Origin of the sequence: Bacillus timonensis, assembly GCF_000285535.1 — a bacterium.
In the GTDB taxonomy this organism is placed as follows: Bacteria; Bacillota; Bacilli; order Bacillales; family Bacillaceae_L; genus Ferdinandcohnia; species Ferdinandcohnia timonensis.
The window spans coordinates 140,996-162,545 of sequence record NZ_HE610985.1 but is presented as its reverse complement, the minus strand read 5'-3'; the positions used below and the strand labels follow the sequence as shown (position 1 = coordinate 162,545).

21 protein-coding genes are annotated in these 21,550 nt (G+C 34.4%); 5 read left to right on the top strand and 16 right to left on the bottom strand.

What is annotated here, in order from left to right:
* Positions 1-129: 129 nt before the first annotated feature.
* From BTHG_RS01130 to BTHG_RS27565, 6 genes are all read right to left on the bottom strand, one after another.
* The gene (locus BTHG_RS01130) at positions 130-1,116 is read right to left on the bottom strand and encodes an ROK family protein (RefSeq protein WP_010281060.1); all 987 of its coding nucleotides are present in this window, start codon (positions 1,114-1,116) and stop codon (positions 130-132) included.
* A complete protein-coding gene (locus tag BTHG_RS01125; protein ID WP_042341489.1) occupies positions 1,113-1,742 on the bottom strand; it encodes a D-sedoheptulose-7-phosphate isomerase in 630 nt (209 codons plus the stop codon). The genes BTHG_RS01130 and BTHG_RS01125 overlap by 4 nt, the downstream gene beginning before the upstream one ends.
* 28 nt (positions 1,743-1,770) lie before the next feature.
* The gene (locus BTHG_RS26970) at positions 1,771-2,721 is read right to left on the bottom strand and encodes a glycoside hydrolase family 38 C-terminal domain-containing protein (protein WP_232284423.1); all 951 of its coding nucleotides are present in this window, start codon (positions 2,719-2,721) and stop codon (positions 1,771-1,773) included.
* Positions 2,718-4,238 carry a glycoside hydrolase family 38 N-terminal domain-containing protein gene (locus tag BTHG_RS26965; protein WP_198420967.1) on the bottom strand — a complete coding sequence of 507 codons (1,521 nt, stop codon included), beginning with the start codon at positions 4,236-4,238 and terminating at the stop codon, positions 2,718-2,720. Before BTHG_RS26965 ends, BTHG_RS26970 begins: the two co-directional genes overlap by 4 nt.
* Before the next feature lie 267 nt (positions 4,239-4,505).
* Positions 4,506-5,048 (bottom strand): ROK family protein, encoded by a 543-nt coding sequence (locus tag BTHG_RS27570; RefSeq protein ID WP_269719486.1) that lies wholly within the window; start codon positions 5,046-5,048, stop codon positions 4,506-4,508.
* Positions 4,937-5,728 (bottom strand): ROK family transcriptional regulator, encoded by a 792-nt coding sequence (locus tag BTHG_RS27565; RefSeq protein ID WP_026021638.1) that lies wholly within the window; start codon positions 5,726-5,728, stop codon positions 4,937-4,939. Before BTHG_RS27565 ends, BTHG_RS27570 begins: the two co-directional genes overlap by 112 nt.
* A 367-nt stretch (positions 5,729-6,095) precedes the next feature.
* Here BTHG_RS27565 and BTHG_RS01105 point away from each other — a divergent pair, with 367 nt between their 5' ends.
* The 3 genes from BTHG_RS01105 (at position 6,096) to BTHG_RS26455 (ending at position 9,288) form a co-directional block, all read left to right on the top strand.
* Entirely contained in the window at positions 6,096-7,457 is a 1,362-nt protein-coding gene (locus BTHG_RS01105; RefSeq protein WP_010281058.1) for an extracellular solute-binding protein, read from the top strand.
* A gap of 67 nt (positions 7,458-7,524) precedes the next feature.
* Positions 7,525-8,463, top strand: a complete 939-nt coding sequence (locus BTHG_RS26460; protein WP_010281057.1) for a carbohydrate ABC transporter permease — start codon at positions 7,525-7,527, stop codon at positions 8,461-8,463.
* On the top strand, positions 8,464-9,288 hold the full coding sequence (locus tag BTHG_RS26455) for a carbohydrate ABC transporter permease (protein WP_010281056.1): 825 nt from the start codon (positions 8,464-8,466) through the stop codon (positions 9,286-9,288).
* Positions 9,289-9,411: 123 nt separating this feature from the next.
* Here the strand turns inward: BTHG_RS26455 and BTHG_RS26575 are convergent, their stop codons facing one another.
* The 4 genes from BTHG_RS26575 to BTHG_RS01075 form a co-directional block, all read right to left on the bottom strand.
* Entirely contained in the window at positions 9,412-9,567 is a 156-nt protein-coding gene (locus tag BTHG_RS26575; protein ID WP_010281055.1) for a hypothetical protein, read from the bottom strand.
* Positions 9,568-9,812: 245 nt separating this feature from the next.
* On the bottom strand, positions 9,813-10,184 hold the full coding sequence (locus tag BTHG_RS01085) for a nucleotide excision repair endonuclease (protein ID WP_042341379.1): 372 nt from the start codon (positions 10,182-10,184) through the stop codon (positions 9,813-9,815).
* Positions 10,185-10,254: 70 nt separating this feature from the next.
* Positions 10,255-10,866, bottom strand: coding sequence for a hypothetical protein (locus BTHG_RS01080; protein ID WP_010281053.1), 612 nt, complete (start codon positions 10,864-10,866; stop codon positions 10,255-10,257).
* A gap of 75 nt (positions 10,867-10,941) precedes the next feature.
* Positions 10,942-12,243 (bottom strand): DEAD/DEAH box helicase, encoded by a 1,302-nt coding sequence (locus BTHG_RS01075; RefSeq protein ID WP_010281051.1) that lies wholly within the window; start codon positions 12,241-12,243, stop codon positions 10,942-10,944.
* Positions 12,244-12,714: 471 nt separating this feature from the next.
* Here BTHG_RS01075 and BTHG_RS01070 point away from each other — a divergent pair, with 471 nt between their 5' ends.
* Positions 12,715-13,728, top strand: a complete 1,014-nt coding sequence (locus BTHG_RS01070) for an alpha/beta hydrolase (RefSeq protein WP_010281048.1) — start codon at positions 12,715-12,717, stop codon at positions 13,726-13,728.
* Positions 13,729-13,838: 110 nt separating this feature from the next.
* Here BTHG_RS01070 and BTHG_RS01065 read toward each other — a convergent pair whose 3' ends face one another.
* The 4 genes from BTHG_RS01065 to BTHG_RS01050 all read right to left on the bottom strand — a co-directional run bounded on the left by BTHG_RS01065 (position 13,839) and on the right by BTHG_RS01050 (position 19,009).
* Positions 13,839-15,623 carry a DUF262 domain-containing protein gene (locus BTHG_RS01065; RefSeq protein WP_010281045.1) on the bottom strand — a complete coding sequence of 595 codons (1,785 nt, stop codon included), beginning with the start codon at positions 15,621-15,623 and terminating at the stop codon, positions 13,839-13,841.
* Positions 15,624-15,626: 3 nt separating this feature from the next.
* Positions 15,627-16,928 carry a DUF262 domain-containing protein gene (locus BTHG_RS01060; protein WP_010281044.1) on the bottom strand — a complete coding sequence of 434 codons (1,302 nt, stop codon included), beginning with the start codon at positions 16,926-16,928 and terminating at the stop codon, positions 15,627-15,629.
* Between the two features lie 425 nt (positions 16,929-17,353).
* A complete protein-coding gene (locus tag BTHG_RS01055) occupies positions 17,354-17,836 on the bottom strand; it encodes a hypothetical protein (RefSeq protein WP_010281041.1) in 483 nt (160 codons plus the stop codon).
* A 246-nt stretch (positions 17,837-18,082) separates the two neighbouring features.
* Positions 18,083-19,009 carry a restriction endonuclease gene (locus BTHG_RS01050; RefSeq protein ID WP_010281039.1) on the bottom strand — a complete coding sequence of 309 codons (927 nt, stop codon included), beginning with the start codon at positions 19,007-19,009 and terminating at the stop codon, positions 18,083-18,085.
* Between the two features lie 180 nt (positions 19,010-19,189).
* Here BTHG_RS01050 and BTHG_RS01045 point away from each other — a divergent pair, with 180 nt between their 5' ends.
* Positions 19,190-19,492 (top strand): EthD family reductase, encoded by a 303-nt coding sequence (locus BTHG_RS01045; RefSeq protein ID WP_010281035.1) that lies wholly within the window; start codon positions 19,190-19,192, stop codon positions 19,490-19,492.
* Between the two features lie 218 nt (positions 19,493-19,710).
* Here the strand turns inward: BTHG_RS01045 and BTHG_RS01040 are convergent, their stop codons facing one another.
* Positions 19,711-20,031: a hypothetical protein gene (locus BTHG_RS01040; protein ID WP_010281033.1), complete on the bottom strand. Its 321-nt coding sequence runs from the start codon at positions 20,029-20,031 to the stop codon at positions 19,711-19,713.
* Positions 20,032-20,284: 253 nt separating this feature from the next.
* Positions 20,285-21,196, bottom strand: a complete 912-nt coding sequence (locus BTHG_RS01035; protein WP_010281032.1) for a DUF4349 domain-containing protein — start codon at positions 21,194-21,196, stop codon at positions 20,285-20,287.
* Positions 21,197-21,550 lie beyond the last annotated feature (354 nt).

Sequence of the window (21,550 nt, the reverse complement as noted above, 5' to 3'; positions counted from 1 at the left end):
ACGGCAAATCACAACCGCGCCGGGGCCTGGAACCCATATTTATATTTTTCTTTCTTATATAATTGTTTTCTAATAAAAAATGACATCCAAGCCCGTAGGCTTGGATGTCATTCTTCTAACTAAATAAAATTAATCTTGGTTTTTTGTTACTTTATTTAAAATATTCCACGCTACTGACAAGCTTGCATAATCCCCTACCTCTTCCCCTAGTCCAGCTGGAACAATTTCGCAAACGGATAAGGCTGTCGGTAAGGATTCATTTTTAAGAATACTCATAACAATTGGTTCTAAGATATCTTGTTGTCTTAAGTATATACTTCCAATGACAATCCTTTCTGGATTTAAAATATCAACTAAAATGGCCAAACCTTTCCCAAGCTTTTCTCCAACTTGTTTAAAGATATTTAGTGCCAATGGATCCTGTTTTTGTGCTGCCTCACCCACTTTTTTGGTTGTGATTTGATCCGACTGTTCGATGGAGTGGCATATAAGAGTGGATTGTCCTTCTAGTAACCATTTTGCAACCTCTTTACGTGCCAGTTTTTCAATTCCTCCACCACTACAAAACCCTTCAAATGAACCTTCTTTGCCAAAACCCATTGGACCTTCATTTTCTAAACGGATATGACCTACTTCCCCTGCCATATCATTTGTTCCTGTGTATAGTTCACCATTAATGATTAACCCTGCACCCATCCCAGTTCCAAATGTTAGAAAAATCATATTCCTGCAACCTTTTCCAGCTCCCCACTTCCATTCAGCAAGAGCACATGCATTTGCATCATTTTGCAAACCGACAGGCACATGATATTTGTTTTTGAATAGTGATACGACGTTAATAGATTCCCAATTTGGTAAATTAGGTGGTGAGAGTATTAATCCACGTTCACTATCAAGCGGACCACCACAACTTATCCCGATGGCATCAATATTCGATATTTCCAATCGTCTCATTAGCTGTTCAAGTGTATCTTCTATTCTTTTTAAAGTTGTTTCATGAGACGAAGTTGTAGAAAATCTCTCCTTGCTATGGATCTTAATAGAATTTTCTTCAACGGTTCCGATAGAAACAGCACACTTTGTTCCACCAATATCAATTCCAACTAATATAGTCATCTTAGAAAATATTCCTCCTCTAACATTGCACAAAGCGCATGGTAGATTGGAACGTGCTTCTCTTGTATTTCTAGAGTTCTATGAAATGGTACACAGATTGTAATGTCACATATATCCTTAAATGAACCTCCACTAGCCCCAGTAATTCCTATCGTTCTTAAACCCAATACTTTTGCTGTTTTTAATGCATATAGCACATTTTTTGAGTTCCCCGATGTGCTGATTCCTATAATAGTATCACCTTTAACTCCGTATGCAAAAACCTGTTGTGCAAATACCATATCAGGTGAGAGATCATTTGATATAGCAGTTATTAATGATGTTTGACTTACGAGTGAAATGGCTGGCAAGGCCATTTGTAAGTGGTTTCCAATAAACTCCCCGTCATTAGAAAACTCATTTAGTAAACTTGTTTTAAATGAACGATCAATGGGTCGCTCTAACAAAAAGCCTTTCATGAGTTCCCCAACAATGTGTTCACAGTCAGATGCACTTCCTCCATTGCCACAAAGTAAAACTTTGCCTTTTAGATTATATGTGCTTTTTAATATATCAAATGATTTACGAATATCATCTAGACATTTTGTTAATTCAGGATACTTGTTTTCTAAATTACGAAGGATCATCTCCACTACTAATCACCTCATTATTCTTCTATTCCAACTCCCATTCTATTAAATTTGTTTCGGTAACTGGTTCGTTCGAATTTAATGGTATACGGAACGTTTTGATTTCGCACGGATTGAATACGGTTACAATTTTTCTGTTTAGTTTCGGTATGTCGATAACAGCATTTGTCTTCACATTGGAAGTTTCATAGCATCTAACGATAAAGTCGTTATTATCTTCTGCTTTCTTTACAACATTTACAATAATATTTTCTACATCAACTGAAAGAAATGAATCACTTTGTGGTAGAGGACCATCATGGAATGATTCAATAATAGTTACAGGTTTTTGGTTTAACTCAGCTGCTCGTTTTACAGTACCTGCTTGTTCCCAACTTTCTTCGTGTGGTAGAAGACTATACGTAAATTGTTGTATACCTTGGTCAATAAAAGAATAGTATTTATCTTCATTTGGGACCTCCGGATCATGATGAGCATAAATTGGACTCCTAAGAACTGTTAAACTTACCTCGTTATTATTGATATCAAAGCTATATTTAGAATCATTTAATAAACTTAGACCACACTTATTCCCTGTAAGGGGATGAATTCCTGTTAAGTCAATCCAATTCTGACCAGGCTCTTCTTCACCATTTGTTTCACGAACAATGTGACCATATGGGACTTCATAGGTGGCTGTACGGAACTTTAGATTTAAAGGAAACTTAAGTTTTAAGGCTTTAAATTGTTCCTGCCAATTTACTTTTACAAAAACATCGATTTGATCTAAATCATGATACATCGTGAAATCTTGAATGATTGTTGATTGGTTGTATTTTCCGATTACGCGTATCACTGATTTAACTGGTCCATGCTCTACAAGAGTAATTTTATCTTTTGTGAAGACCCCACATTCCTTATTAAAGTGTAGAACATCATGAGACCAGGTGTCACTCTTATCCTCTAGGACAACCGGTCTTGCTGAATGCCCGTCTATGAGTTCCTGGTTATTTTTTTGTCTAAAAGGCTTGAAATGAATCCAGTATCAGGATCAATTTCTAAGCGATAGTTGTTATTTTCAATTGAATAATTTGTCGCCTTCATATAGCTTTTAGTTTGTTTTGAAGTGTTAGGTAAAATTTTATACACTCGATAACCCATTGGTGGGAGGTCAGCAATAAAGCTTACTCGACTCCTTCCTCTCGTCGTTGCCCATGATTGTACTCTTTGCATAGGGACTTGATTACCTTCGTTATCAACTAATATATCATCTTCACCTAATCCGCCAACTTCTTGCTCCACATTAACTCGACTATTCCATGAATGTGGATTAAAAATTACAATTGGTTTCATACCATCAACATGTTCAATGTTAATTTTCCACGAAAGTGATTGGATTGCGTAATTCAATCCTCTACTTGCAATAGACATCGCTTCACCATGCATGTTCCTTGCGTCCTCATATGCTGCTTCAAGACTTGTACCTGCTAAAATATCATGGAATTGGTTAAATAATACATTTTTCCATGCAGTTAAAAGATTATCGGGATAGACTTGTTTAGTAATTAAATAGGCAAAGGAAGAAAATTTTTCTACTTTAATTAACAGATTTTCAGCCTGTCTATTCCACTGTTTAATTCCAGAATGGGCTGCATAACATCCACTTGCATGGTGTTGTAAATCATCGTGTACGACCGGGAAGGGTAATTTCTTTTCTGAAATCTCTTCAAAAAATTGATTAGGAGTACTAAATTTTAGCTGCGGAAGTTCTTTTATCTCTTTTAGTCTTTGAATACTTTCAATGTTTCGTTTCGTAGGACCGCCACCATGATTTCCTACTCCATAGAAAAGCATTAAATCATTAAATGGATCCTTTAATTCACCTACAAAACGTTTAACATAAGATTCGATATCATTACCTGATGTATTATATTGAAAGGGAATTCGAAAAGTTAGTACACGAGATCCATCATCAGATTCCCACCAAAACAATTTTTGAGGAAGACCCTTTTCTTGCGGTGCTGGTCTCATAAAAACGTAATAATCCATTCCACTTTTTTTAAGAATTTGTGGTAACATTCCAAAGTGACCAAAACTATCGACGTTATAACCTACTTTAGCAGTGACACCAAACTTTTCTTTGAAATATCGCTGTGCATATAATCCTTGTCGCACAAATGATTCTCCACTCGGAATGTTACAGTCAGGTTGAACCCACCAACCACCAACAATTTCCCAGCGCCCTTCTTTAATTCTTTCTTGTATTTCCCTAAACATTTCAGGGTCATTATTTTCCACCCACTCATAATTAGCAGCAGAACTAGAGGTAAATAAAAAATCATCATACTCCTTCATTCGATCAAGAGCAGACCGGAATGTAGCTTTTGTTTCTTGGAAACCTTCTTGCCATTGCCACAACCATACTGGATCTAAGTGCGCATTTCCAATCATATGTATAGTTTTCTCAGCTGTTGTTGATTGTTTTTCTTGAATAGACTCAATTTTACTCAACATTTCTCTTCCCCCTTAATGAAATATCACGAATATTACTAACATTCCAAAGGCAAATAATACCAAATTATAGAAATCAATCTACATACTTCTTGAAATAAATTCAAAATGTAATAAAAAGATAACATATAATTAAAGTATTGTATACATTTTTTTAAAATAATTTATATTCTGAATTATAGCTCATTGGTTATACCCTTTTTTATAATAAAAAAGCAACTTTTAATGAAAAAATTAAAAGTTACTTTTTACTAAAATAGAATCAACAAATTATTTTTCTAAGCTGCCATTAAAATATTTTTCAAGTATAAGTGTTCCGGCCCCAACAACCCCCGCTTTTTCTTTGTATGTACAAGGAAGAACAACAATATCATTCGTGAAAGAAGTAAACACCCTTGATTGAGCAATCTCCTTTACTTTAGGTAAATACTCTGAGTATTCGTTTACTAGAACTCCTCCCATTACTAATATTTCCGGTTTAAGCAGATTAACAACAGAAGCAGTTGCTATTCCAACATATCTTGCAGATTCATCTAAAAGACTTTTTGATAATTCATCACCATTATTGGCAGCTTTAATAATTTCATGCACAGTAATGCTTTGGTTGTCCTCTAAATAATGTTCAACTAATTCACTTTGGAATCCCCTTCTTATTTCTTCACCAAATCTTCTGACTATAGCTAAACCAGATGCAACAGCCTCTAGACATCCATAGTTTCCGCAATTACACCTTGGTCCATCAATATCAATTGTTCCATGCCCGATTTCTCCTGCTCCAAATGGATATCCATGATAGATTTGACCATTAAGGATAATTCCACTTCCAATTCCGATATCCAGATCGATAAATAATAAATTCTTTTTTTCTCGTAATCACCGACCAGATACTCTCCGATGGCCATAGAGTTTACATCCTTTTCAATAAAGGTTGGTATAGCGAAATGACTCTCAATAATATCTCCAAGCGGGACTGACTCCCACCCTTTAAAATTAGGTGGTGATAGTAATATTCCCTTTTGTGGATCTAACGGACCTGGTGCTGCAACTCCAATACCAATTAAATCACTTTTATTAATCTTTGATTTTTCAACAACAGCATGAATGACTTTTTTAATTTGTTCAATAACGATCTCAATACTCTTTTTACTATTTGTTTGAATAGAGTATTCAGCTATAATTTCATTGTTAAAATTTAATACCATCGCAAAGATATGAGACAAACTGAAATGTACACCTACAGCAAAGTATCTATTGGAATTAAGATTTAATAAAACTGGTTTTCTACCACCACTTGATGTTTCAAATCCAGACTCATAAATTAATTTTTCTTTTATGAGGGAATCCACGATATTATTTACTGTAGTAAATGTCAGTTTCGCTTGGTTTGCAAGATCAGCTTTGGTTATGGGACCCTTATTTCTAATTAATTGTAAAACGATTGTGCGATTAATATTTTTTGTTCGAATCTTATTTGAACCAACATTTCTCTCCACAAAAGTTCCCTCCCTTATTTTTATTATAGAATACTTTCACCATAACGAATCTCATGATCCTAATTCCACTTTTATTATAGTTAAAATTTGATTTCGATTGAAAGAAATTGTTTTCACACCCCTATAAAAAAACTAACTATTTTAAGATTTCTAACTATTGACAAAAATCAAACAAGGCGTTTATACTCTTTTTAAAGATACTTTTAAAAGTTTCTTTTAGCGTAAGTATAAATGAAAGCGCTACTATTTTGTTTACTTTTTGAATTATTTTTAAAATGTTTCTTAGTTTTCTCTATGAAGTGGATTTTCATATCCACCAGGTTTTTGGTTTTACATTCTTTACATAAAATTTTAGGGGGTTGGGTATGTGAGTAGACGTTTTTGGTTCTTTCTAGTTATCATTTTCTCTGTAGTTATTAGTACAGCGTGTAGTTCCTCACAAAGTTCTGATGATGGTAAGAAGGAAATTAGTATCGCGTTTAGGGATAATGGAGGAACAAATCCTCCAGGTAAGCTTTGGCTAACTGAAGCTAAGGAAGAGTTTGAGAAAGAAAACAGTGACGTCACGGTCAAACTTGTACCAATTAATGCAAATGAAGGAGACTTCTTTGCAAAACTGGCTTTAATGGTAAAATCACCTGAAACTGCTCCCGATGTCATTACAGAAGACTCATTTATGATTAACTCAGATGCTAGTGCTGGATATTTAGAACCTCTTGATGAACGTTTAAATGCTTGGGAAGACTGGAGTAATTTTGAAGAAGTAACAAAACAGGGTGTAACCGCTGCAGATGGAAAAATATATGCTGTCCCATATAGTACGGATGTTCAGGGGATTTGGTATAACAAACAAATCTTTAAAGAAGTGGGACTCCCAGTACCTTGGCAACCCAAGAATTGGGATGATTTAATGAATGCAGCAAAAACAATTAAAGATAAAGCAGCAGATGATGTAATTCCTACCTTCTTGTATGTAGGAAAGGCTACTGGTGAAGCAACTTCAATGAGAACATTCCAAACATTATTAAGTGGGACTGGTGAATCCTTATATGATTCAGATGAGAAAAAATGGGTTGTTGAGAGTCCTGCAATCCTAGACGTCTTAACATTTGTAGATGAAATCTATTCAAACGACTTGGGTCCTGAGCTTTCACTAGCTTTGAATGGTCAAGTCTCCTCTCTACTAGCAACACAATATATGCCTGAAAACAAACTAGGTTTTGTATTAGATGGAAGCTGGGTGTCTAGTAACTGGCGCGAACAAGGGAATCATCCTTGGCCAGATGCCCTTGATACGTATGAGTTCGTTGCTACACCAACACAAAATGGTCAAGATCCAGGTTATACATCAATGTCTGGTGGGTGGACGTTAGCTATTCCTAAAAATTCTGATGAAAAAGACCTTGCCTGGGAGTTTATTAAACTAGCGACGAACAAAAAACATACACTTTCTTATACTAACAAATCATTTGATATGACAGTAAGAACTGATGTAGCCAAAGAAGAAGAATACTTAAATAAACCAATGTCACAATATGAAGAAGCTGCTGAAATTCTTAAGTATACTAATTATAGACCGTCAGTAGATAAGTACCCTGGGGTTTCAACACAAATCCAAGATGCTGTAGAAGCTGTTGCAACTGGTTCTATGACCCCCAAGGAAGCTATGGAAACATTTGCAAGCGGTATGGAACGAATCGTTGGAGCTGAAAATACAATTCGTAGATAATTCAATGAGTGAAAATGTGACCATGGCATTAAGACAGCTATGGTCACAATAATTCGGGGGTAAAAAAATGATCTCAAACGTTAATAAAAAAGAAAATGTAGATAACAACATACAAATTTCTTCTTATTCATTGCAACGGAGGAACAAACGAAATCTCTTCACTCTTATGTTACTACTACCTTCCTTAGTTCTATTACTCTTGTTTTTTATTGGTCCAATTTTACTTACAGGGTATTTTGCATTTACTAATATTGCTCTGACAGGTACAGCCTCGCAGGCAGTAGAATTTATAGGATTTAAGAACTTTGTGATGATGTTTTCTGATCCTAATTTTAAATCAAGTATCATAGCAACAATCATTTTTCTCCTTTTTTCTGGAATCATCGGCCAACAAGTACTTGGTTTTATAATTGCTTTATTAATGAAACAAAAAAAAGTGAACTTCAGAAGATTTGTCGGAATCTGTGTTATGGCTGGATGGATAACTCCAGAAATTATTTGTGCTTTTGCTTGGGTCGCATTCTTAGGCGATAACGGAACCCTTAATAATCTCATTAACATTTTGGGATTTGAACCCATTACATGGATGTACACCTTCCCATTGGTTAGTGTCATTATAGCAAATATTTGGCATGGCAGCGCTTTTTCCATGTTAATCTATCAGGCAGCACTGGATGATGTTCCACGGGATATTGAAGAAGCGGCTATGATTGATGGCGCGTCTTCATGGCAACGTTTAGTAAGAATTGTACTCCCCCTAATAAAAGGTCCTGCAGCAACAAATATGGTAATTGTAACATTAAATACTCTAGGTGTTTTCACCTTAATTTATACAATGACCGGTGGTGGACCTGGAAATGCAACGATGACACTCCCTGTATTTATGTATAATCAAGCATTTATTAACTATCAATTGGGCTATGGAACTGCAATTTCGTTAATCATGTTAATCATAGGAATTTTTGCAAGTTTGATATATATAAAGCTCATGAAGGTGGAGGTTTAAATGAAAAAACGAAACTTTTCAAAGGTAATACCTTATGTGATTCTATCAATTATAGCATTGCTATTTATCCTGCCATTATTATGGGTGTTTACATCATCTTTGGATCCACATGCTGCTGCAGGTATTAAGCTTCCAGACAAACTTACCGTTCAGAATTTTATTGATATCCTAGCCAATCCATCAAACCAACGCTCCTTCATCATTGGAATCATATTATCTCTTAGTCAAGCAGTTTTGGTAGTAGTATTTTCAGCATTAGCTGCATATCCTCTTTCACGATATCAAATAAAATATAAGAAACAATTTATTCTTTCCATTTTATTTATGACTTGCTTACCAATCACAGCGGTTATGGTCCCCGTCTATCAATTATTTATTTATCTAAATTTACAAGATTCATTGATGGGTACTATCTTTTTCTTAGCAGCGTCCGCCTTACCCTTTGGAATATGGATGATGAAAAACTTCATGGATTCTATTCCGCTTGAACTTGAAGAAGCTGCTTGGGTTGATGGTGCATCTACCTTAAAAAGTCTAACGAAAGTAATATTACCACTTATGGTTCCAGGTACATTTACTGTTATGATCTATACATTCATAGGGAGTTGGGGGAATTTCTTTGTTCCATATATCCTAATACAATCGCCAAATAAATTTCCTGCATCAGTAACCATTTATCAATTCTTTGGACAACATGGAATGGTTGAATATGGAAGATTAGCAGCATTTTCTGTAATATACATGTTACCAGTTGTTATTCTTTATATTCTTTCTCAAAGCCATATGTCAAAAGGATTTAGTTTGGGCGGAGCTTCTAAAGGATAAAGACTTATAGATTTGTAAAATAAACTCCACCCTATAAATTCGGGTGGAGTTTATTTACAAATCAAAAAAATGGGTGCCTAACCCCCCACTTCGTTAATGTATAAATGCAGTTAGGCTCACGCTCTAGCATAATATTCCCCTTAATTCTTCAACAGTACGTTCAAGTTTATCAATCCTGACAGTCGCCATTTCTATTGTTTTATCCGTATCGACCACTTCCCAAATTGGAAGTTCTTGTTCATCTTCTTGTTTTGGGTAGAGTAAGATGCGTCGTTTCACATTTTATCTACTTCAAGAGGGCAAAGTTTCATTATAAGATGACAGTTTTGATTAAACACTATCGAAAATTTGAATATTCGTTTCTTTTGACTTTGCCTTAACAGTTTCCCTGGATTTCTAATCATTTTTAATTCATTGAGGCCACCAGTTAACGGGATTAATCGGGAAGTTTAAAAAATATAAAGTGCCAGCTCCCCCAAACGGCAAATCACAACCGCAATTGGAGTCTGGCACCCATATTTTTTTTAATAAAATACTTTGTCAACGTTATATTTAGATCGAAGTTTATTTATAATGTAAGTTTCATAAATGTCTCGTTCCATTGGGTCTTCTACGATGCAAATATCGATTTTATGGACTTCGTCTCTGTGCATTTTAATAGGAGAAACCGTATCTTCAAAATGTTTTTTAATTCGTTGACGTAGTTTCCGGGCTTTCCCAACAAAAAGAAGCTCATCATCTTTATTAAAGAATAAGAAAATGCCACCTTTATCTCTTGGAATTAGATGAAAGTCAATAAATCCGTATATATCCTTGATTTTCGGTTCATTTTCATTCGGAATTTGTTTCCGTTCTGTTATCGTAATATCTGGAGTAGGTATGCTAATTTTAATCATGTTCAATCACGTCCCTTTTTTGTATAGAGGTAAATGGTATCATATGTAGGAAAGAAATGCGATTTAACAGTTAATTCACTTCCTTGCTTCTTTCTTCAGTCAACTCTACAAGTTTAAATAAAAATTGATATATCAGCCGGTATGCTTCCTCTAATGACATCTCCTCTTTGAACCCATTCACGTAATTCAGAGCGAAATTCAAGTCCCATAAGCCATCATTTTGATTGAACATCAATTCAAATTTTGCTTCGTCTCCCTGTAACTCTTTACGTAGGTTTTCTTTAAGAGAAGGCCCATACTTTTTCTGCAACTTCAAGCCTACCATGACGTCATATGTTCCAAATACATCATTCATTTCAAACGCAATTGCATCCACGCCGATTAATTCCAACCATTCTGATTCAAAGTATAGAAATTCATTCTTGTGTTTTTGAAGGTAGTCAATTGGGTGTTCTAAAAAGCCAAATAATTCTTTCGAGAGCGTTTCTTCTGTTTCTTTGTCGCATCTCTCAATGTAAGCTTCAAGGAAACGCGTAGTAGGATCTTTTTCTATCAATGTAATGTCATTCGAAATTAACTTATATTTTTCAATGTACTCTTTTTCCTCTTGATATACTGCAACTTGTTTCTCTTCACTCATCAACTCTGATGAAATGTAATTTTTCATTTGTTTTTGTAACATGGGTGTATCCTCCTGAATTTGGTGCCTTATCCCCGGTGGACAAGATAAGGCATCCATTTTGTATCATTCACTCGTTTAGCGACTACGTCTTCTACCCTTCGGTGAATTGCTTGAATTGCTTCTTGACCGTCTATCATTTGGTTTTCTGTTTGAAGATAACTGTGAAGCCTTCCTTCCGTCTCTTCCACTACTTGCAGAACGTTTTGCTTCTTTTCTTTGCTCGCCGCTTGCTCTCTGATAATCCTCACGATCAGGGATACTGACTCCCTTAATCACTTGTATGTCTAATTTTTGATGAATTCCTTTTTCAATCATACGGAGGAACTCCATATCCTTAGGATCTACTAACGTATAGGCAACCCCATCGCCACCTGCACGGCCAGTTCGTCCAATCCGATGAACATAACTTTCCACATCATGTGGAATATCATAGTTGTAGACATGTGTCACCCCTTCTACATCAAGTCCCCGTGCAGCAACGTCTGTTGCCACTAAAAACTGTGTTTTTGCTTCACGAAATCGTTTCATCGCTTTTTCACGTTTGGATTGAGGTAAATCACCATGCAATTCGTCTGATTCAAATCCGTTGGCAATTAATGCTTCATGTAGCTTGTTGGCACGAACTTTTGTACGACAGAAGATAATCGCTAAAAAAGGACGATGCTCCTCGATTAAATGCAATAAAGTGGCTTGTTTTCTCCGATCAGTTGTTTCAATGACAACTTGTTTGATCTCTTCAACTGTTACTTTTTTTGCTTTCACTTCTATAAACTCTGGCTCTACCATATATTTTTTCGCTAAACTTCGAATTTCGGTAGGCATTGTTGCTGAAAACAGCATGGTTTGTCTAGAAGGAAATGTTTCTTGAATGATGTCATCTACCTCTGGAAGAAAACCCATAAGCAACATTTGGTCAGCTTCATCAATCACAAGCCTCTTAATACTTGAAAGATCAATTGTTCCACGGCGAACATGGTCTAATAACCGACCAGGCGTTGCAACGACAATATGCTGAGCTCCCTTTAACTTTTTTAATTGATGCGCAACATCCTGACCACCATATACAGCTAACACATTGATACCCTCTACGTTCTCAATCATTCTCTTAATTTCTTTTGAAATTTGCTGAGCCAATTCTCTTGTAGGGGTTAAAATAAGGGCTTGAACATCCGGGTTGTGCACATCAATTTTCTCAAGAATCGGAAGAACAAAAGCCAACGTCTTTCCTGTTCCAGTTTGTGCTTTTGCAATCACATCCTTACCCTTAAGTACGGCTGGGATCGTCCGTTCTTGTATGGGAGTTGGTTTCACGATACCTAATGACTTTAATGTATGGTTAATCTCTTTTCGAATACCAAGTTGTAAAAAATCTAGCAAGGCTCATCACGTCTCTTTTCTTATCATAATGCCCATTTGTTTATACAAAGGCTTATCTACTATAGCATATGGTTAGTATTTACAGAGCCATTTGGATTATTAATGTTGCAAATAATAAAAAGGGCCTGACCCAACACAGTAAATCATTACCGTGCTAAGCATCAAGCATTAGAAGATCTATTTCGATGTCTCCGAACTCGCAATGTTCAATCAAGTGATATGAATTGTATTTATCTTGATGGTATACTCTCGATTCGTCTATAGAATGAAATGTTAATTATCCACCATTTCTCTTTAACTCTAGTATTCCTTTATAGATTGTTCTGATTTTTTATCTAGGCTCTGTTAAAGGTCTGTATGTTTTTTTATCAGTGATCATTCCGAATTATCATGCTTTACACATTAAATATAAAGTTAATATACTCCATTTTGCGGAATTAAATAATATAATTAAGTAAAAGGAGGTTGTCTATGTTCAGTAAAAGAGATTTTATAATTCCAAAAGAAGGAATAGATATCGTTAAAAGCATTGTTATTGGTAGTATTAAACAAACTATTACAATTCAATCTTATGATAGTTCAAATCCGGTTCTGTTATTTATTCACGGAGGTCCCTCTATGCCTTTACCAGGCGTATCTTCTAGAGGGAAAGATTACACCATCGTTTCAAATATAAAGGAACTTGTGCAACATTATACCGTTGTTTTTTGGGACCAACGTGGTACAGGTAAATCCTATCACAAAGATATTCCTCAACATACGATGAATTTTGAACAATTTTTACAAGATGCAAACGAAATGGTAGATTATTTGAAAAGTGAGTTCAAGGTGGAAAAAGTGCATTTAGTGGCTCATTCGTTTGGAACGTTAATTGGTATATATCTAGTGAATCGACATCCAAATAAATTCCATTCCTATACTGGTTTATCTCAAATTATCAATTGGACAGAAAATGATAAGCTTTCTTATGAACAGATTAAGAAAGAAGCGTTAAAAAGAAATGATAAAAAAGCCTTAAAGGAATTAGAAGAAGTTGGAGAACCGCCCTATACAGATAGTTATAAACAATGGGGCGTACTTAGAAAATATCAAATGAAGTATAATACCATGATTTATTCTGATGAAAAAATTAAACACCCTGGTCTATTCAAAATTACATTAGATATGTATTTTTCAAAAGATTACACATTTAAAGATTTAGTAAATACTTTTTACAAAGGATTTAAATTAATCTACTCAGATGAATTTATTAAAGATATACCAAATATAAACGTAAAGGAAGAAGTCAAAGAAATAAAAGTTCCCACCACTTTTATTCATGGTACTAAAGATTTTCATGTCCATTTTGAGTTACTAGAAGATTTTTTAAAAAGTGTGTCAAAAAAAGAAAAAGCGGAGTGCATTTTACTCAACAATTCATCACATCTTTTTCATCCAATCGACACAAAAAAGATTGAAGAAATTTTAATTAAAAGCATCTCTTAACGTTAATGCTGATTTTTAAGAAAAGGGACACTTGAAATATCAATGTCCCTTTGATTCATTTTAATTCACCTATAAACCAAATCTTCCTTTTCGTTATGTGTATGTACTACTTAATACTCTTTTTTTAGCAAAAGAAACATTTCTTCTTTATGTTTGCTTGCTTTTGCTTCAGTCCATCCTTCATCATCAAGAGTGACTAATTCTTTCATGATTTTAAGTTTCAAACTTTGCTCGATAATGCTTGGGTATGAGCTGATTTTTCCTGCTGGTGGCAAGTTAGAAAACTTCGAGTTTCCTGATACAGTAATTAATGCAAGGTTTCCGAAACCATTAAGATCATCCGATTCCCAATCTTCACCTACAACTGGATTTTGTGGTTGAAAGTGTTCAATGGAACTTCTAAATTGAAATTGCCAGTCATCACGCATTGGCGAAATAATTTCCTTATCCAAGTAAGAATATCCATCTTTGTATAATAGATAATCAAGGTACGTAAATACGATTCTTTCAAAACCAAATCCACTAGCTTCCTCAAAATTTGAATTGAGAACTTTTGTTTTGCAGTAATCTTCAAGGATTTCAATGATGTCACATGATTCATTCTCCAATAACTTGGCTAAGACCAGTGAAATCCAATGCATAGTCTTAGGTGATGTGTAGGTTACGCGCAAACAGGATTGCAGCGTTCTGATTTGTTTATTCTTCTGACTATCGTCATCACCAAAAGTTCCTACATATTTTGGCTTATCCCCTTTCGCATCACTATACTTCTCTAAACGTTGTAACGACCATTTTCCTGTTTCTTTATAATCCCTCGCAAATTCACGTTTCAAAATATATTTATCAAACAGCACACGGCATTTTAGCATATGATATAAAAAGTTCTTTGCTCTGTCAGCGTCCTCCCAAGCCCATGATAAATTATTCAAGAAGTGCTTATCATCAAGCGTTGAATCTTCCTCTCCCAACTTTGCAATGACTGCATTTACCTGCAGTAAAAAATTTGGGAATGAAATAGTCGATTCAAATCGTTCATTCTCAACTTCATCCTTACTTACTCCGTTATTAAGAAGTTGTTTATTTTTTAGAATTTCAATTAAAGGAACTGAATTTATATCATCTTCATCATTCGGAACATATTCCCTAACTGAATCAAAATCTCCGATATTATCCTTAATGCTAGTCCAATTTTTTGTAAAAAGAGCCTTTCTAAGTTTGGGATCAAAATTCATTTGAATGTATGAGTCCATATCAGAGCATTTATCCCAAATCAGTGCTGCAGTTTTTTTATCATGTTCTGTTTCCAAAACTTCTAAAAACTTTGCTTTTGCTATTTCATGAAGTTCAAGTTGCTCCCCACGAGTATTCATGATTTCAAAGTAGTGATTTAAATCGATACCTTGTGGAACTTGTACACGAACAAGAAAAACCTTTTCAAGTTTTTTCCTTACCTCATTTTTGTCTATATCTTTAGTATTAAAATAGTTATCTATGATTTGAGAGCCCTCTATAATTTCAACAGAAACTAATTCCTCTAATAATTCACCCTTGTTTCCAATGTTAATCATGTGAAGGGTGCGGTTTGACTTTTCGCGTGCTTCAAATTTTAGTGCATCTTTTGCGAGGTTCATCCCAAGATAGGTTTCTAATAGAAATAATGTTGTCAACCTTTGTTGCCCATCTATTACTTCATAAACATTATTATCCGTTTGATTAACGATAAGATTTCCAAGAAAGTAGTTCTTATTAGAATCGTTAATTGAACTATCAATATCTTCTATCAGTTGTTCAATTTGCATTTCCCCCCATGCATAGTTACGTTGATAAATCGGTACGACATAACTAATATCAGTAAAAATGCGTGATACAGGAATGATTTTTAAATGCTTATCCATCGCCTACCACCTATTCCATTCACAAAGTAATTCATACACACCTTTGTACTTCTCTTTATTTTTATTCTCGATATTGGGTTGCTCAAGTACAATAAGTTTTAATTCTTCTGGATTGTTCATCTCACTTATTTCTGAAAACAGATCCAACCCCTCGTTCAAACGTTCATGTTTTCCTCGCACATACTTATTAATTGTCTGAGGATACACAGCATTCATAGTTAGTCGCAAAGAATAGCTCCAAGAATATAGTTGTTGCATTACACCACTTTTTGACAGACTATCAATACCAAAGCGATCAGCAAAAAACAATAGCGCACATTCATATAACTGTTTAATGTATAGATCTCCAGAACGTCTACTCGGAATTTGTTTATCATTGTGAAACTTATTTATTCGATTTTTTATTTGTTCAAGCTGCTTTCCATAATGAAGAGCATAATTAAAAAATCGCTTTCCAGCCATCAATGGCTGTGTTAATTGAAATTGATTTAGTGCTCGAGTTGCAAGTATTTCACTGCTTCCATTTGCATTAAACTGTTCTACAAAAAGGTTACTTGCTTTATGATAAATAGCATAATTATACACATTTGTAGTTTTAATTCCTTTGAATACATCGATTTTACTTGAAGAATAGCCTAAACCATTCTTTCCTTTATACCATTGCGTCAATGGGTAAAGATAACTTTTAAATAATTCATTCAAATCATCCTGGTTCCTATCTTCCCATTGGTTGATAATTCTTACTTTCAGATGCTCGTCTGCATCATCCATCTCACGTAAATGATATGACTTCAATAAATCATGTGGTGCCAACTCTTTGCCGCGAGAGTTTTGTGAATCAAAAAATTGAAAAGCTTCTTGCTCACTATCTGTGACAATTTGAACTGCACTACAATGTTGGAGTAAATATTCTTTGTATTTACTTTGCACTTCTTTCGAAAGTTCGCTTAACCGCTTTGATAATATTTCAAAGTTAGTCACTATCGCATCATTAGATAGTTGATTATACTTTTCTCGAAGTAGCCCCTGCTCCTCATCACCTAAACAGTATAGTAGAATCGAAAGAGTTGTTAACCGCTGTTGACCATCGACTACATTGTATTTATCATTTTCTTTATGTAAAATAACAGAACCTATTCTGTACTCTTGTATACCTTCTTGATATGCATAAAATGTATCAAGAAAAAGCGTATTCGTAGATTTCACACTCCAAGTATAAGGACGCTGATATGATGGTAAGGCTAATTTCATCCCAAGTAAGTCTTGGAGCGTCATGATTTTTAATTCATCTTGAAGTAGAGCCATCCTTAAATCCCCCCTGACAATACTTAACATTATTTCTATAATACCACCAGCAACTCTTTTCCCCTAGATTAAAGCTTTTCGGTTACGGAATTAATAAATATTAAAAATAAGCCCACTTCAGCATTTGTTAAGTGAGCCTCTTAGGATTGTTGCGCAATATAAGTCTACTAGGTTATATATGGGTTACTTAACATTTTTGATTTTTTACTCATTCCTTGTGTAAAAAATGGGTAAACAATATCAAAAACCTACCTTTTTTACCCGTTTTCCTCAAAACAGAAAAACACCCATAAACATTGATGTATCAACATTTGTGAGTGTTCTACCGCTTCTTAAGCTAACTCGCTATTACCTACAACTAGTCCCTCTAAAAGTTTATAAAGATAATATGGTATGCGTGATCTTTTCTGAAAATTTGGTTGAACTTAATAATTATAATACGATAAAAAACCATCCACATAACCACTATAAAATGCGTTGACTGTTGATCTCTCACTATTATACTTTGATATTTCATTATTTCTGTATTTCTCTATCAATTCCTTATCAGTAGGCATACTCATACAGTCACCCTCCTGTGGTCCAAGACAAATAAAATCGTTCACTCTGTTTCTATATAAAAAGGATGCAATCTGAACAGCATCTTCTCTTGTCTTCATATCATCGAAATTCACTCCTTGGTAGGAATCGATTTCGAACATCTTTGCCGCATCATCTCCAAATATTATTCCTAACTCGTAAATATTTCCGATTTGATCAAGATCCCTATCTGATTTTTTTTCATATCTATACCCATCATCAAATATTGAATAGACTATTTCTTGTATATCCACAAACAAGGGCACAAACCCGTATAATGAGCATAATATTAAAATTATTATTCCTATTCCTTTAAGTTTCGAGTCCATACTTATCCTTCTAAAATAATTTTAACGTATTTATAGTTGTAGAATTAGATAGTATATCTTGAATACAAATTTTTATTATTTTTAACGGAGATTTTAAAGATAAAAAAATTATACTTTTGTATCTCCATAACCTAACCTCTATAAAATAATTCAACCAAAATATTAAACGCTTAGTAATTGTTTTGTCTCTTATTTTTATACAAGATGATAAAATAAATACCTCTGTTTCTATGTACGAATCAATTCCTAGATTTCCTCATCATCAAAATAATCTGTATCTATTCGTTTCATAATAAATTTCTTGTATTCAGAAACGCCGATATCATAATCAATCATAAGTTGTGTTAAGCGTTCTCCATCTATTAGAACAATCTTTTTTTCAATGACCTTCACGTATTCTTTTGCTTCATTCGAAAATCTGGAAGTCGTAATAAATACGCCCTTCTTAGCCCTTTGTCCTTCTAAACTTCCAGCAAAGGCTTGAACATCAGGTCTACCTACTGTGTTGCTCCACCTTTTTGCTTGAATATAGATTACATCTAACCCTAATTTATCTTCCTTGATAATGCCATCAATTCCCTCATCTCCACTTCTTCCAATTGCTTGGCCAGCATCGCTTTTTGAACCTCCATATCCCATTGCAACCAATAAATCAACTACAAGCTTTTCAAAAAAGGAAGGGGAACATTGTTTAACGGTATTCAATAATTCAGTTGACAACTCGTTCCGCAAATGTTGGTAACTTTTTTCTAAAACTTCTTCAGGTGTATCATTATCGTTATTGTGAACTTCTGTTGTAGATGGATTTACTACTGTATCTTCAGAACTTGATATAGACCGAAATTCTTTAAATTCTTCAAATTGCGTTAAATATTTATTGTTTATGTACTGGGGATTGGATGCTAATACTTCTAATCCCCGTGCTGTTATCACGAACTTCCCTCGTGAAACCGTTCTGAGTAACCCTGCTTTTTGTAAATAGGTCTTCGCCCATCCCACACGATTATGAAACGTTTTTTGCGTTCCACTCGGTAGTAATTCATTTAAATCTTCTTCACTTAATTGGAATTCCTCAGCTAGTTGTCGATAAATATCCTTTAAAATATGTTCACTTCCATCTTGTAATGTTTTTAGTAAAGGTAGCATAATCGTTTGATAATCAGGTACAGCCATTAAACATACCTCCATTTTTTATATCGTTAGTAGTGTGTCCAAAACCTTTATTTTAAAGGCATGTAGTATAATCACTTTTTACTAGAAAGATGCTTTACCAGTAACTTTATAAAGTCAAGAACAGCATATATTGCTGGTAAAAAGAATATAGTCAACTAGAATGTAAAAGGAGTGTGGATTATGGCGAAGATGATTATTATGTATGAAAAACCGAAGGATAAAGAAAAATTTGATAAACATTATTTCGATGTTCATGTCCCAATAGGAAGGAAAATACCAAACCTCATTAACAATTCTGTTCATCGAGTAGTGAATTCCCAAGGGAGTGATTTAAACCTCTATCTGGTTACCATCTTGGAATTTGAGAACATGGAAAAATTAATGGAGGCTTTTAACAGCCCTGAGGCTAAACAAGCAGAAGAAGACGGTGCAAACTTCTTTCACTACTTACATAAACCACCCATTATCACCATTGTCGAATAGACAAGGGACAAGGGGGAGGTACTGCCCCCCTCATCTCACAATTCATGGTTTTGCTCAATCTTTTGTAATACCGCGCTATCGCAGGAAAGACCAATTGTAAATAAAGGACTTCTATAGGAGGTATACCTAAAATACATCAGCTTAAAAGTGCTATTAAATTGTGTGATTTGATTGTTGGCGTTTTGAAAGAGATGTTTTAGCTTAAATAAAATCAACTATTATTCGCTAGTAGATGGTAAACATTCTTTTCTTACCAATTTTTGTAGTAGATCAATAATTGTAGCTAATGCCAAAAAAAATATTCCTGATACAATGCTGGATACTATTGTAGCAAATGTAAAAATTAGACTTGATTTATAAAGTTCATTTAATGTTAAATACCTATCTTCAATAAGAGAATTGTCATAATTTTCTTCAGCCGCTTCTTCCCAATACTTCACATCGTCGTATTGGTCCATTAAATCCGAAATTTGAGTCATTCCAAAGATAATACCTACCAAAATGAATAAAATACCTACACCCCGTAAAACTTTTATCATATTCATTACCTCCTCTCTACCTACTATTTTCGTTAGAAAGGATATCATTCATGTTAATTTATGTAATAATAAATGGTTAATTAAATGGATATTCAACCTAAATACAAAATAATATCCAAAGCAAAACATATTATGAGATGAAAGCTAAAGAACGCCTGTTTTTTCCAGGCGCTCCTTGAATGTTTTCTATAGTAAGATTGGTGCATCTGACATTAACATTAATTACACATTCACTCGAGTTCCCTCTATAATGTTATTGTTCTTTCTTTCCTTTACGTCTTACTTTTTTACTGACATACCATACAATCAAACCTACAATTACAAGTAAAAGTAAAATCGGTGAATTTCCTAGAAGAAAAACGAGAAAACCTGAAAACGCTGTAAGCAGGAAGTTAATACTGTCCATAAATTGTTTCTTTGTTTTCTCCCACGTATTTAGCTCTTCCTTATCAATTCCTGGAATCTCCACTTTGTTTTCAAACAAAGTAAGTGTAACAGTTGATAAACTTGTTTGATTCTCGAGGTACTTCATTCTGCCTTCCAGGCTTTCAATTTCAACTTGAACCCGTTCAAGGTCAGCAGATATTTGCAGTAAATCCTTCGTTTCCTTTGCTTCTTTCATAAATGCAAGTAGTCGATCTTCAACAGCTCTTTTTGACTTGATTCTTGCCTCTAAATCAACATATTCCTCTGTTACATCCTGGCCAGATACAGTTCGATTATGCAACTTTACACTTATGTCCTCCGCCTTCTCTAAAAACGTTTGAAATTTATCTTGAGGAATCCTTACTGTTATAGAACCTCCCATTTGCCCTTCTTCACTATCATAAATTTGAGCATTTACAATATAACCTGCCATTTGATTAACCAGACTTTCAATCGTGGTTTGTGCCTTTTTAAAATCTTTTACCTCAAGATTTAACTCTGCATTGTAGATAACCATCCGATTTGTTGCCTTTACTTCAGTCGTTGCAGCTGTTTCTTTGGTACTCTGATCCACATTATTTTCCATCTCGGCTTTTTCTTCCATCTTCGCACTCTCACGCACTGACATATCATCACTTTTCGCAGAACCACCTGCACTATCCTCTTGGCTACTGCTACTGCTACATGCCGTTAAAAATAAGAGTAAAAATGTGAATCCTCCAATAATGAATCTTTTCAATGAATTTCGCCCCTTTTAGAAAGCTTTATATATATGACGTAACAAGGCAATCGCAAGTTACATTTGTTCATTTTATATGGTGATTTAGACAATCGTAACAATTACTCTGCAGTGGACAGGTACCGAAATCTCTTGCCCTTTTTAGTTGCCATTTATCCAAATAGGCAAGCATCCCAATTCCTATTAATATAAGTAATATATTTCCTATTTAAAAATACATTTTACGAATTACGAATTTAGCGTTATAGTATTATATGGCACATGAATATCACATATAAATAACGTTTTATGGGGAAATACGTGTAAAAACGAGTTACAACAAGTTTGATTTTTTTACATGTATATTTAATAAAT